We start from the raw sequence: 13,131 nt of genomic DNA on the forward strand, positions 1-13,131 counted from the left end.
TTTCTATTTATGAGTCGAACAAAGTTTATTAATCTTTCAATTCATACCAATCAATATCAGCTAGGACCTCTCTTCTTCCCTTTTTCTTTGGAGGATAGTTGGTAACCAAATAATCTATAATAATATCTTCATTTTCTCCTAAATCCCAAAGGTTTTGAGTATCCTGCATCCATTTAATAGTAGATTTCCAACGTTCCTTGTTCATACGGTTCTGCATTACCAATTTTGCTGAGTGGCAATTGGTACAGTTTTGCACAGTCTCAATCATTCCTGGTGCTTCAATAAAACCGGTCCGTACGTGAATACCGTTTTCTACTTTATCAAAGTCATCTTCCTCCGTAGGTACCGCGACCGTTTCAGAATCTGAGTCTGTATTCTCATAAAATGAAAATTCCGGATTTGTCATTAAGTAGATAACACCTATGGAAAGTACAGCAATTGATGCAAAAGCGATAATAACCACTTTATAAACACCTCCAAAATCTTTTCTCAGCTTCTCGTGATTTGGATTTTTCATCTATGCTATTTTTACGGCTATTCTATGACAAGCATTGTTTAGATACCCCTTAGGATTCCACCCTGGCAATAACATGGGCTGACTTACACCATTTGCATCCGTAGCCTTTGCCCAAACCTCATAGTACCCTTCTTTCGGAAAATCTATAGCTGCAGAAAAATGCTGCCATGCTAAGCGGTTGGCAGGCTTATCTAGTTTGCAAACCTTCCATGTAGCACCAAAATCAATTGAGTATTCCATTTTAACAACTTCCAACTCCCCTGCCCAGGCATGCCCTCTAATATTTAGCTTTTTGCCTTTAGAAATTATAGCGCCGGACTTGGGGTAAGTAATTAGTGATTTTACAGGCATAGATTCAATAATACACATATCCTCATCCGCGACTTTTGCGCCGGGCGCTACTGGTTTACAAGGCACTCGATATGCAGTACCGGTCATTTTAGTACCGTCATGAACTATGTTTCTAATACTAATGCGCTGGAGCCATTTCCCGGAAACGGATGCGGGCCAACCACCTGCAATCACACGAAGTGGATAACCATGTGCCAAAGGAATATCTTCTCCGTTCATCTTAAACGCCAATAATGTTTCGTCTTGCATCGCTTTCGCCATTGGGGCCCCTCTAGATATAGGTTCTTTAGAAGGATCGCGACTCAAATGTAAATCTGCAGCATGATAGCCAAAATACACCGCATCATCTTTTATCCCAACATCCTCCAATACATCGCGTAGCCTAACTCCGGTCCAACTAGCACAATATACTGCTCCAATGGTCCACTGGTTTCCTTTTGCAGGCGGGTCAAACTCACTACGTCCATTACCACCACATTCCAAAGTTAATTGGTAAGTATAATGTTTAAACTTTGATTTAAGTTCCTCTAAGGTATAGGTTTTCTTTTGTTGTACGGATTCCCCGTCAAAATCAAGAGTCCAATTTTTTACGTCGATATCTTCAGGAATTAGTCCATTATTACGGACAAAAACGAACTTATTGGGCGTAATCTTATCATCCAACAAATGTGCCTGAGCTTCCATATTCCAAGGTTTGTCATTAAGCACAACCATTTCCTTGTCTTTATTAAATAATTTAAAAGGGTCTGGATCTTGTAATGCTAAGGGAATATAATTCTCCACCATTTTTGAGCCATATACAATGTCAGCTCCAATAATGCTGGCTAAAGATACAAGCGCAGCTTTACCTATAAACTTTCTTCTCTGCATAAAATTTAGGTCTGGGTTACACTCAAAGTTATAGTTATTTAGTGTTCCCTTCTATGCTATTTTATGAATTTAATTTTTTTTTAAGGTTTTGGTTGTGATACTCTTAGAAAAGGTTAAACAAAATAATAAAGATTGTGGTTAGCCTTTTAAATAAAGGAGGTTTGGAGACTTATACTACAAAAAAATATAATTAGTTGTAAATGAGATTTGTAGTTGAAAACCTATTAAATCTATAGATTTTTGGAAAATGGTATGAACTCTTAATATCCACTAATTTAACCTTGATAAAAAATTAAGTGTTAAATTCTATAGATTCTGCGTTCTTGGTTTTCTTAAAGACATAAGTATACAACCACATTATCGTGAACGTTGGTATAACATCTAAACCAGGAATGATTTCTTCTAAAAATGTTACTACACCTGCACCTTGGCCTATTTTACCTTTGTACATACGAGTCATTAACCAACCAGCTAAAGGTGCCCACACGATATCTGAAAACTCACCAATGAACGGTATTGCAAATGATAGCATACCAATACCATCAAAGAGCAATCCTAAAAGGAGCTTTTTGTATTTTTCATCTTTCTCTTTTGACATTATATAAAGTATTAATTCTTACTATTTAACGCAATAAGAATGCCAAAATTAAATCTTAAAAATTGTTGATAACAAGAATATCCTGTTTAAGAGGTCATTAAGACAAATCCGAACTGATAAGCTTCAAAAATTCATTGCGTGTTTCAATCTTCTCAAACTGCCCCCTAAATCCAGATGTTGTAGTTACGGAATTTTGCTTTTGAACACCACGCATCATCATACACATGTGCGAAGCTTCAATAACCACGGCAACACCTTTAGGTTTTAATGTACTATTAATACATTCCAAAATATCATGCGTAAGACGCTCTTGTACTTGAAGACGGCGCGCAAAAACATCCACTACGCGTGGTATTTTACTTAGCCCTACAATATGACCGTTTGGAATATAAGCTACATGTGCTTTTCCAAAGAAAGGCAGCATATGGTGCTCACAAAGAGAATATAATTCAATATCCTTTATAATGACCATATCATCATAATCCTCTTTAAACATGGCCCCTTGAAGTATTTCTACCGCATCCTGTTGATAGCCTTGTGTAAGAAAAAGCATTGCTTTTGCTGCTCTTTCCGGTGTTTTTACCAATCCTTCTCTAGTGACATCTTCACCTATTCCATCTATAATTTTTGAAAATCGGTCTTTTACTTCGGTCGTGATTTCCAAATTGTATTCTTCTAAATTTCTGTAGGGTGCCATAAAGCTGCTTTATCTTGTTTATTGTATGGGTAAAAATAGTAAACAAAAGTTCATATTTCTGCACAAAGTCGCCAATTTAATATTTTTTGTATCAAAAAAGGCATTTTAACCAATCCCTTAGTACACATCAAATTTCATTACTTTTACCAGCATAAGATGTTTTGGATTAGTTTTATCCATGAAATTCAAGCAGATCAAGAAGTATAATATATGATAAAAGCCAATAATATTAAAAAGTTTTACGGGGATTTAGCGGTACTTAAAGGAGTTGATCTTCATATAGAAAAGGGTGAAGTAATTTCTATAGTAGGTGCTTCCGGAGCTGGTAAAACTACATTATTACAGATTTTAGGCACTCTAGATGTTCAGTCCAATCCATCGGATAGTAAACTGTTGATAAATGGAACTGAGGTAACTGCACTGTCCGATAAAAATTTGGCGAAATTCCGAAATGAACATATTGGTTTCATTTTTCAATTTCATCAGCTGCTTCCAGAATTTACAGCACTTGAAAACGTTTGTATTCCTGCATTTATAAAAAACACCTCTAAAGCTCAAGCTGAGGCCAAAGCCAAGGAGCTATTGAATTTCCTAGGTTTATCCGCGCGATATAACCATAAACCCAATGAACTTTCTGGTGGTGAGCAGCAACGCGTAGCAGTTGCCCGTGCTTTGATAAATGACCCTTCTATTATTTTTGCCGATGAACCTAGCGGCAACTTGGATTCCGAAAGTGCGGATAACCTGCATAAGCTATTTTTTGAGCTTCGTGATGAATTTGGACAGACCTTTGTAATCGTAACACATAACGAGCAATTGGCAGATATGGCAGACCGCAAACTAACTATGGTAGATGGGTTAATCGTTAACAAAGAAGTAGTTCTAGACACTCCTGAACTGTGATATTTTTGAAACGCTTTACCGAATGAACCGTACCGAATTAAAGCAATTTTTAGATGCCAAGGTATTGGAATATGAACATCCAAAATTCTTGGAGACAGACCCCATTCAGATTCCGCATAAATTTTCACGTAAAGAAGATATTGAAATCAGTGCATTTTTAACCGCTACCATTGCTTGGGGCAATCGTAAAAGCATTATCAAAAACGCCAACAAACTAATGGAACTCATGGGGAATTCACCCTATGATTACGTGCTTGAATATGAAGTTGATAAGACCGATGAACTATCCAATTTTGTACATCGGACCTTCAATGGTGAAGATTTAAACTATTTTATAAAAAGTCTACAGAACATCTACGTAAATCACAATGGATTAGAATCGGTTTTTGCTAAGAAGTCCGAAGCCAACTCAATGCAAACGGCAATTTCGGAATTCAAGAAAACATTTTTTGAACTTCCACATCCTACTCGCACACAGAAGCATGTAAGCGACCCTTTAAAAGGTTCTGCCGCCAAGCGTATTAATATGTTTTTACGTTGGATGGTGCGAACCAACGCCACCTCCGTAGATTTTGGAATTTGGGACAGTATTTCTCCCAGCCAATTATCTTGCCCTTTAGACGTTCATTCAGGAAACGTTGGAAGAAAACTAAAATTACTCACCCGAAAGCAAAACGATGCAAAGGCATTGGCAGAACTAGATAAAAACCTGAGAAAACTAGACCCTTTAGATCCAGTGAAATATGACTTTGCCCTGTTTGGTTTAGGTGTTTTTGAAAAGTTTTAAAGCATTAAAGGGTAAAAATTAAAATTAAAGGCTAGGAGGCTATCAAACCATCTAGGATTGTTCTAAATTTTTCAGCGTTCCAATCTGTAGACCCCGTTTCTTTAACGATTATATTTCCAGATTTATCAATCAGAAAATTAGTTGGTATACTTTTTTCGTAAAGTGCCTCTGGAGTTTGCATTCTGGGAATATATACGGGAAGGTTAAATCCCTTTTTATCCAAAAACGCGCGAACAACCTCTGGTTCTTCATTTGTTAAAAGAATAAAATTGATTGAACCACCATAATCATCATATAACTTTTGAATACCAGGCATTTCTGCAATACAGGGTGGACACCACGTGGCCCAATAACTTACAAAAGTCACTTTATTGTTTCCTATTTTAATTTCCTTTAAAGCACCATTAAGAGTAGATACTTGATATGTAAATGGCGTAATTGAGACTTGATTAGCTTTATCTAAAGTTGATGGAGAGAAAAATTGAATTTTCAAACTATTTAACGCAACCTGTATGGGCTTACGTGTCTGTGGAATGATTAGCAATAGTAAAAAAACCAACAGGACACCATCACTAATACTAAGCTTTCTTTTTTTCATTATTATAAATAAGACCACAAATTGAAATACATCAATAGTACTTTAAGCAGATGAAGCTATCTACTGACTTTTTTCGCTCATTTGTTTGAACTGCCTATAAATCCACTGTTTTTCTTTTAACGAAAACTCTTTATTTTCAAACCAGTCGTGAGCCGCTATTTTTTCATTCTCAACTTGTGCATTGCGTATAGCCTCAATGGAAACCAAGTGCCAATGTACCCCTTTTTGACGGTTAACCGAATAGCCAATACTTTCCGTTATATAAGATATTTTAGGTCTGTTAATTAGTTTTGTGCCATTTTTTAAGACCGCGAGCGTTTTGGTTAGCTTTACAACCTCAGAAAAAGAATATCGTACAAAATCATTAAAACCTTCTTGTTTGGTATTGTATAGTTTATCCCCTACTTTAAGTTCTTCCATATGCTAAAAAGCATGTAAAATTAAGGGCTTCAGATGGTATACGACTTATGAGGATATGATAAATTATTAACAATTTAAAATAAAATATATAACATGCTGAAAGTTAGTTACATACTTTCTGTTATCTATACTTTACTTGAACCATTATATAGAGTACATATGATAGGTGTTTCTGATAAACAAACCGTAATATACAGTTATTTTTCATTTGCTTCTACATGATTACTAAACAACGCACTATGCGAACATCATCAGTTATCGCTTAATCTAAATGAGAATACATAAAACCGTTATTTTATAAACTAAAACCTGAATAAGTTTGAACGTTTACACTCATTTTCCTAAAAAAAATAAACCATTGTCTTTTGACAATGGTTTATAAAACTAATATATTTCTTACTTATTTAAAACCGAACTTTTTTAGTCCTTTATGACTTACCTTAATAGCTTCTAGAGGTTCCATTTTAAAAGTTTTATCCTGCTCTACCATATAGTATTTCATACCAGATAATTTCTTTTGGGCATATATTGGGCCAAAATCAATACTACCGGTACCAACAGGTGCAAACCAACCGTCTTCATTCATATCTTTTACATGCCAAATCTTAAAACGTTTTGGATACTTCTTAAAGTAAGCCACCGGATCAGCACCTGCTTTTGTCACCCAAAACAAATCCATTTGAAAGTTGACCAACTTAGGGTCGCAATTCTCTAAAAGGTAATCAATGACCACTACTCCATCTTTGTCTTTTTTAAATTCAAAGTCATGATTGTGATAAAGTAATTTTAACCCTTGCCTCTTACATTTAGCTCCTAATTCATCAAGAATAGTGGCTAAATTCTCTGCGCCTCCGGTCATCCCCATTACCATGACCTCTTCCTGAAAGGTAAAAAGCCCCATTGGCGGAATCGGAATAACAAAATATTTGAATCCTGCAGATTTTACATCTGCGATCATCTTATCTGCATTTTCTAAGGTAACTGTTGATTGATGGCTGCTAATAGGCTTTAGTCCTAACTCCTTTAAAGTTTTTTTGAATTCTACCGGTGTCATCCCATAAAATTTACCATCATCATAACCTGCCGCTTCTATATATTTGTAACCTGAATCTGCCACAGCCTTTAAGGTAGTTTTAGCATCAGATGCCATATTATCCCTTAGGGTATACAAAGCTAAGCCTCCATAACTCTCTTGAGCATTAATAAATAAAGCCGATCCCATTAAAAGACAAACTAGCAGTACTTTGATTTTTTTCATTTTTATTTAAGTTTAGTGAAGATTGCTAAGATACTATATCTTTATAAAAATAATTTGACCATTGACCTTAAAATGCAGTCTTACCAAATTCCAATACTATTAAAACGTGAATCCATATTGTTAAAATGGTCGTGGATAAATGTAATTTTGAGCTCTAAATCGATTCCAAATGCAATGTCCTTGCAATCCTGAAAATTTATACGAATCATGTTGCCAAAAGGCACATAACAACATAAACACCGTCAATACTCCGGAAGAGCTAATGCGTTCCCGTTACAGTGCTTTTGTTTTGGCAAATATGGATTACTTACAAAAAAGCCACCATAGCTCTACCCGACCAAATAAACGCGAAAAGCGAGAAATAGAAGCCTGGACAAAAACTGTAAACTGGTTGAAACTAGAAGTTCTAAAAACAACTATGGGCAAAATTTCAGATACTGCGGGAACCGTAGAATTCAAAGCTTTTTATATAGAAAACGGAAAAATGGCCGTCATTCATGAAAATTCCAATTTTACTAGAGAAAACGGTCATTGGGTATATGTGAATGGCAAACACAAGGCCTAAAATTCTACCTATTTCTCGGAATACTTTTACTCACCTCCAATGAGATTAAAAGTTCCTTTGGTCAATATTCTATCTTTCATTGTTAACTCTCCCATTGAGGACAATGATACTTCACCACCGTAAGTATTACCTATTTTAACCAAAATCTGATCAAAGTAATAGCCGTCATCGGTTTCTTTATTCAATTTTAAAAGTGAATACGAATTTTCTACATCCACCACTGCAGTTTCTGCCAACGAATTTACCTCTTCTACTTCCGTCACAATTTCAGCTTCTACAAACATTCCCGTTAAGAAATTAGCATCTTTTTCATTTAATAGATGACCATGTATTTTAATTGTTCTATCTTCCTCAATAGCCGTTCCTATAAGATGAACTTCCGCATTATATAGATCATTGGAAGATTCTGGAACCTTGAAGTTGATTTTCTGGTCTTTTCTGATTTTCATGATGTCTTTTTCAAAAACCGATAATTCCAGATGGAGATGTTCATTGTTAATGATTTCCATGATTGATGTAGCTGGTGACACATAAGTACCACGTGTTACATTAACCTTGGTTATACTTCCGGATAACGGAGCGAAAATCGTTACTTCGGAACTTAGGCTTCCCCTTTCGACCCGAGAGGGAGAGATGTTCAAAAGCGTTAATTGCTTTTTAAGACCATTGTGCTTAGCTACAGCCATTTTATAATTACTCTCTGCCTGTAGGAAGCTTTTTTGAGATGTAATATTTTCATCCATCATAGTTTTTTGTCGCTCGTACTCGGACCTTAGAAAGCCTAATTTTTCGTTTACCTCCATATAGTCTTGTTGCAACGTTATAAAATCTGGATTCTCAATAGTTACAAGTGGCTGTCCCTTCTTTACCTTATCGCCTATCAACAAAGGAACAGTCTTAATATATCCTCCCATAGTTGCATTAACCACAGCTCTATTTTCTGGAGGGACATCAATCATTCCCGTAGTTTTTATAACTATAGGAAAGGTTTTGGTAATTATACTACCCAACTCCATTTTATTATGTTCAAACTGAGCTTTTGATACAAATATTTCAGTATCTACAGTTTCCGTTTTTTGACTTTTAGATTTACTGTTTTCAGAAGCTTTATCGCCACAAGCAAGTGCAAGAGTTATAAAGCTTAATATTATAATGTTATATATAATGCGTTGCATAATGCGTGTATTAAAGTGTTATATAATTCATGGCGATTACTATTTGATTGTATTGCGAAAGCTTATCTAAATAATCTAACTTTACTTCATAGGCACTTTCCAAACTTTGAATGTACTGGTAAAAGTCCACCTCTCCATTTTTAAAGCTGCCATTTGCGGTTTTTATAATTTCATCAGAGAGAATACGCCCTTCCTGTTCATAATAATCTAAGGCTCTATTTAAATGATTCATCTGTTTTTTTAAAGCCATATACTTAGCCTTTAGTAGAATAGCATATTCGTTATACTCCTCGGTAGCTATTTCTTTCGCAAAACTTGCCGCTTTAATTTTAGAAGCTTGTCCACCAAATAAAACCGGAATCCTTAACCCCAATTGATAACCGTATAAATTACCATTAAGGCCCGAATTTGTTCCTTGAAAATAATTTAAGTTAATATCCGGCAAGAGACGCTGTCTTTCAAAATCCTGTTGATATTTTAAAAGAGAAATCCTGTTCTGGTAATATTTTATTTCTGCACTTCCATTAATGTCCGTCGCGTCAAAATTTACTTTCAAAATTGTTTCACGAACAATCGTCAGTTTATCCTCTGACTGTACAACCTTATTTAAGTTACTATAAGCCAAGGCAACATTTTGTTGTGCTTCATGATATTTTAAATTGATCTGCTTCTGTTTTGAAACTGCGGTTATTTTTTCCAGATAATTGGTTTCTCCCAACTCAAAACGTCTTGCGGCTACACTAGAAAAACTAGAATACAGGCTGTCTAATGTGGCGAGCACTCGCTGCTTTTCTTGTGCAATTTGATAGGTGAAATATGCACTTGCTACACTTCTCTCTATACCTTTTTTCTGAATTTCATACGAATTAGTAGCTAAAGCTAGATGAGCCTTATTGACTTTCTTTTCGGAAAAATATAGAGTAGGAAACTTAAAGTCCTGTTGAATGCCATAGACCCGTAGTGGTTCATTGTTAGAGGCCAGATTATTTTCATCAAACTCATAATAGAGGTGAGTTTTATCAAAACTAAAAGCGCTATTTACTAAGGCATTTGATTGTTTTATTTCCAACCTATGAGCATTGAGCCCCGCATTATTTTCTATAGCCAACAGAATTAAGGCTTCGCAATCCATAGACGTTTCTTGTGCATTGCTATTCATTGAAACCATAAGCAAAATAACACCTAAACCAATTGATTTATTCTTATTAAAACCTGAGACTTTTTGCGTAGACTTTTCAAAATAAGAGTATAGTACTGGCAAAACTACCAAGGTTAGCAATGTAGCAGTAATTAATCCGCCAATAACCACTGTGGCCAATGGCCGTTGTACTTCTGCCCCCGCATTTGTTGATATCGCCATGGGTAAAAACCCAAAGGCAGCTGCCATTGCCGTTAATAAAACAGCACGTAACCTATCTTTTGCCCCCTGCTTAACCAGCTCATTAATATCATTGAATTGATTTCCCTTTTTCAGCTCTTTAAAATGTTCTATTAAAACAATTCCGTTAAGTACCGCAATACCAAAAAGTGCAATAAAACCAACCCCCGCAGATATACTAAAAGGTAAGTCCCGTAACCACAACAATAAAACCCCTCCTACAGCTGCAAGCGGAATAGCTGAATAAATCATCAATGCCTCCTTAACCGATTGAAAAGCAAAATAAAGAAGTACAAAAATTAGAATTAGGGCAATTGGCACGGCAACCAATAATCTAGATTTTGCACTCTGAAGGTTTTCGAACTGTCCGCCATAAGTAATTGTATATCCCACAGGCAGGTCTATATTTTCATCTATTAATTTTTGCATATCATCCACAACAGATTGAAGGTCCCTATTGCGGACATTGACTCCCACAACAATTCTTCGCCTAGTATCATCTCGGGATATCTTTGCAGCTCCTTTCTTATAAGTTATATCTGCCAATTCGTTTAAAGGTATTTTCCCTCCACTTGGAACATCTATATACAGGTTTTTAAGGTTTTCAATATCCTGTCGCAGTCGTTTATCTAGGCGCACAATTACATCAAAACGACGTTCACCTTCAAAAACTTGTCCTGCAGAACTACCGGCAAAACCCATAGAAACCATATCATTTACCTCTTGGATATTGAGACCGTATCGTGCAATCTTTGTTCTATTGAATTTTACATTCATTTCAGGAAGCCCAACTATCTTTTCTACCGATATATCTGCAGCACCCTTTACATTTGTAATTAAAGTTCCTATTTCGTTTCCTTTTTTTGCTAGAATATCTAAATCATCACCAAAAATTTTGATTGCGATATCCGCCCTAACCCCAGTAATCAATTCATTAAATCGCATTTCAATAGGCTGGGTAAACTCAACCTCCATTCCAGGAATAACAGAAAGAGCCTCTTTAAATAGATCCGCCAGTTGATCTTTAGATTTTGCAGAAACCCATTCACTTTTAGGTTTTAGCACAATAATAACATCGCTTTCTTCCATAGACATTGGATCTGTAGGCACTTCAGCTGCACCAATACGTGTAACCACCTGTTTTACCTCGGGGAATTTATCTAGCAGTATTTTTTCAATTTCCGTAGTGATTTCAACGGTATTGCTAAGGGAAGTTCCTGTCTTAAGAACAGGCTGGATCACAAAATCGCCTTCGTCTAAAGTTGGTACAAATTCGCCACCCATGACAGCGTACAAGTAAACCGCTACCGTCAATAACGTACAAGCTATTCCCAAAACCATACGTTTGCTATGTAAGGCCCAATGAATAACAGGCTCATACTTCTTATTTAACCATTTCATGAACCGAACCGATATATTTTTATCAGATGATATTGAGGGTTTTAAAAATACTGCGGCAGCTACAGGTACATAAGTGAAACAGAACAACATAGCTCCTAAAAGAGCAAAGCTAAAAGTTAGCGCCATTGGTTTAAACATTTTACCCTCTACTCCAGAAAGAGAAAGAATAGGAATAAAAACAATCAATATAATTAGTTGACCAAAAATAGCGGAATTCATCATTTTTGAAGCACCCTTAATGGTAATCTGATCCTTAATAAGTTGCTGTTCCGCGTTACTTACCCGAAGAATCTCATTCTTTTTCTGTGTGATTTGAAAGGCAATAAACTCCACAATTATTACTGCTCCATCTATGATGATTCCAAAATCTATTGCACCCAAACTCATTAGATTAGCATCCACACCAAAAATATACATGAGGGAGAGAGCAAACAGTAAACATAGGGGTATAACTGATGCCACTACCAGACCCGAACGAAAATTACCCAAAAGAAGAACGACCACGAATATTACGATCAAACATCCTAAAATTAGATTTTCGGATACGGTTAAAGTTGTTTTCGCAATAAGCTCACTTCGATCTAAAAAAGCATTAATAAATACCCCTTGCGGTAAGGATTGAGATATATTTTCTACGCGTTCTTTTACGGCATCTATGACTTTTTTGGAATTGGCATCCTTTAACATCATTACTTGCCCTAATACTTTTTCTCCTTCTCCGTTACCAGTTATGGCCCCAAAACGGGTTGCGCTTCCAAAACCTACTTCTGCTACATCCTTAATATAAATGGGAAGATTCCCTTCATTTTTAACTACAATCGCACCAATATCCTCAAGTGAGCCGATCAACCCTTCTCCACGAATAAAATAGGCTTGGTTTATTTTTTCTATATAACCACCTCCAGAAATGCTATTGTTCATTTTAACAGCCTTATATACGTCTTGGGCCGTAATGTTCATAGCATTTAACTTTTCAGAATTTATAGCTACTTCATATTGTTTTAGAAAACCTCCCCAAGTATTGACCTCTACAACTCCTGGAATACCCGAAAGTTGACGTCTTACCACCCAATCCTGTATAGTTCGCAAATCTTCAGCACTATACTGGTCCTTAAACTCTGGAGCTACATCCAGTATATATTGATAGATTTCTCCAAGACCTGTTGTAATGGGGCCCATTTCAGGCACGCCAAATCCTTCAGGAATTTTTTCAGAGGCTGATTTAATTTTTTCAGAAATAAGCTGGCGAGGTAGATAAGTCCCCATATCATCTTCAAAGACTATGGTTACAACAGACAGGCCAAATTTAGACACTGACCTGATTTCCTTCACCCCAGGTAAATTGGCCATTTCCAACTCCACCGGATACGTTATAAACTGCTCTATATCCTGTGTAGACAGATTTCTGGAAGTAGTAATTACCTGTACCTGATTATTTGTTACATCAGGCACTGCTCCAATAGGTATTTGTGTTATTGAATATAATCCAAAACCAATGATAAACGCGGTAAACAAAAGAACAATCAACTTGTTCTTTATGCTGAAATTAATGATATATGATAGCATTTTCTCATAAAATAAATAAACGTTAGACGTCCTAGTTTCACCATGAT

Annotated in this window: 12 protein-coding genes; 3 read left to right on the top strand and 9 right to left on the bottom strand. The window is 36.0% G+C overall.

What is annotated here, in order from left to right:
• Positions 1 to 28: 28 nt before the first annotated feature.
• The 4 genes from KO521_RS08335 to folE all read right to left on the bottom strand — a co-directional run bounded on the left by KO521_RS08335 (position 29) and on the right by folE (position 3,033).
• A complete protein-coding gene (locus KO521_RS08335; RefSeq protein ID WP_215939431.1) occupies positions 29 to 517 on the bottom strand; it encodes a monoheme cytochrome C in 489 nt (162 codons plus the stop codon).
• Positions 518 to 1,738 (bottom strand): sulfite oxidase, encoded by a 1,221-nt coding sequence (locus KO521_RS08340; RefSeq protein WP_215939432.1) that lies wholly within the window; start codon positions 1,736 to 1,738, stop codon positions 518 to 520.
• A 292-nt stretch (positions 1,739 to 2,030) separates the two neighbouring features.
• Positions 2,031 to 2,336: a hypothetical protein gene (locus KO521_RS08345; protein ID WP_215939433.1), complete on the bottom strand. Its 306-nt coding sequence runs from the start codon at positions 2,334 to 2,336 to the stop codon at positions 2,031 to 2,033.
• Between the two features lie 97 nt (positions 2,337 to 2,433).
• Positions 2,434 to 3,033, bottom strand: a complete 600-nt coding sequence (folE, locus tag KO521_RS08350) for a GTP cyclohydrolase I FolE (protein ID WP_215939434.1) — start codon at positions 3,031 to 3,033, stop codon at positions 2,434 to 2,436.
• A gap of 210 nt (positions 3,034 to 3,243) precedes the next feature.
• Here folE and KO521_RS08355 point away from each other — a divergent pair, with 210 nt between their 5' ends.
• The gene (locus tag KO521_RS08355) at positions 3,244 to 3,936 is read left to right on the top strand and encodes an ABC transporter ATP-binding protein (RefSeq protein WP_215939435.1); all 693 of its coding nucleotides are present in this window, start codon (positions 3,244 to 3,246) and stop codon (positions 3,934 to 3,936) included.
• Positions 3,937 to 3,958: 22 nt separating this feature from the next.
• A complete protein-coding gene (locus KO521_RS08360) occupies positions 3,959 to 4,723 on the top strand; it encodes a TIGR02757 family protein (RefSeq protein ID WP_215939436.1) in 765 nt (254 codons plus the stop codon).
• Positions 4,724 to 4,754: 31 nt separating this feature from the next.
• Here KO521_RS08360 and KO521_RS08365 read toward each other — a convergent pair whose 3' ends face one another.
• The 3 genes from KO521_RS08365 to KO521_RS08375 form a co-directional block, all read right to left on the bottom strand.
• A complete protein-coding gene (locus KO521_RS08365; protein WP_215939437.1) occupies positions 4,755 to 5,321 on the bottom strand; it encodes a TlpA family protein disulfide reductase in 567 nt (188 codons plus the stop codon).
• A 60-nt stretch (positions 5,322 to 5,381) separates the two neighbouring features.
• Positions 5,382 to 5,741 carry a pyruvate kinase gene (locus KO521_RS08370; protein WP_215939438.1) on the bottom strand — a complete coding sequence of 120 codons (360 nt, stop codon included), beginning with the start codon at positions 5,739 to 5,741 and terminating at the stop codon, positions 5,382 to 5,384.
• Between the two features lie 400 nt (positions 5,742 to 6,141).
• The gene (locus KO521_RS08375; protein WP_215939439.1) at positions 6,142 to 6,999 is read right to left on the bottom strand and encodes a sugar phosphate isomerase/epimerase family protein; all 858 of its coding nucleotides are present in this window, start codon (positions 6,997 to 6,999) and stop codon (positions 6,142 to 6,144) included.
• Positions 7,000 to 7,168: 169 nt separating this feature from the next.
• On the opposite strand from KO521_RS08375, the gene KO521_RS08380 reads away from it, so the two are divergent.
• Complete coding sequence (locus KO521_RS08380; RefSeq protein ID WP_215939440.1) at positions 7,169 to 7,564, top strand: YchJ family protein; 396 nt, start codon at positions 7,169 to 7,171, stop codon at positions 7,562 to 7,564.
• Between the two features lie 26 nt (positions 7,565 to 7,590).
• Here KO521_RS08380 and KO521_RS08385 read toward each other — a convergent pair whose 3' ends face one another.
• Entirely contained in the window at positions 7,591 to 8,739 is a 1,149-nt protein-coding gene (locus tag KO521_RS08385) for an efflux RND transporter periplasmic adaptor subunit (protein WP_252729943.1), read from the bottom strand.
• A 10-nt stretch (positions 8,740 to 8,749) separates the two neighbouring features.
• On the bottom strand, positions 8,750 to 13,084 hold the full coding sequence (locus KO521_RS08390; protein ID WP_215939441.1) for a CusA/CzcA family heavy metal efflux RND transporter: 4,335 nt from the start codon (positions 13,082 to 13,084) through the stop codon (positions 8,750 to 8,752).
• Between the last annotated feature and the right edge of the window lie 47 nt (positions 13,085 to 13,131).

The organism is Zobellia uliginosa, assembly GCF_018860745.1.
In the GTDB taxonomy this organism is placed as follows: domain Bacteria; phylum Bacteroidota; class Bacteroidia; order Flavobacteriales; family Flavobacteriaceae; genus Zobellia; species Zobellia uliginosa_B.

What these genes read in the sequence shown, in the direction of transcription:
- KO521_RS08335 (WP_215939431.1), bottom strand. Translation starts at nt 517, where the DNA reads ATGAAAAATCCAAATCACGAGAAGCTGAGAAAAGATTTTGGAGGTGTT.
- KO521_RS08340 (WP_215939432.1), bottom strand. Translation starts at nt 1,738, where the DNA reads ATGCAGAGAAGAAAGTTTATAGGTAAAGCTGCGCTTGTATCTTTAGCC.
- KO521_RS08345 (WP_215939433.1), bottom strand. Translation starts at nt 2,336, where the DNA reads ATGTCAAAAGAGAAAGATGAAAAATACAAAAAGCTCCTTTTAGGATTG.
- folE (WP_215939434.1), bottom strand. Translation starts at nt 3,033, where the DNA reads ATGGCACCCTACAGAAATTTAGAAGAATACAATTTGGAAATCACGACC.
- KO521_RS08355 (WP_215939435.1), top strand. Translation starts at nt 3,244, where the DNA reads ATGATAAAAGCCAATAATATTAAAAAGTTTTACGGGGATTTAGCGGTA.
- KO521_RS08360 (WP_215939436.1), top strand. Translation starts at nt 3,959, where the DNA reads ATGAACCGTACCGAATTAAAGCAATTTTTAGATGCCAAGGTATTGGAA.
- KO521_RS08365 (WP_215939437.1), bottom strand. Translation starts at nt 5,321, where the DNA reads ATGAAAAAAAGAAAGCTTAGTATTAGTGATGGTGTCCTGTTGGTTTTT.
- KO521_RS08370 (WP_215939438.1), bottom strand. Translation starts at nt 5,741, where the DNA reads ATGGAAGAACTTAAAGTAGGGGATAAACTATACAATACCAAACAAGAA.
- KO521_RS08375 (WP_215939439.1), bottom strand. Translation starts at nt 6,999, where the DNA reads ATGAAAAAAATCAAAGTACTGCTAGTTTGTCTTTTAATGGGATCGGCT.
- KO521_RS08380 (WP_215939440.1), top strand. Translation starts at nt 7,169, where the DNA reads ATGCAATGTCCTTGCAATCCTGAAAATTTATACGAATCATGTTGCCAA.
- KO521_RS08385 (WP_252729943.1), bottom strand. Translation starts at nt 8,739, where the DNA reads ATGCAACGCATTATATATAACATTATAATATTAAGCTTTATAACTCTT.
- KO521_RS08390 (WP_215939441.1), bottom strand. Translation starts at nt 13,084, where the DNA reads ATGCTATCATATATCATTAATTTCAGCATAAAGAACAAGTTGATTGTT.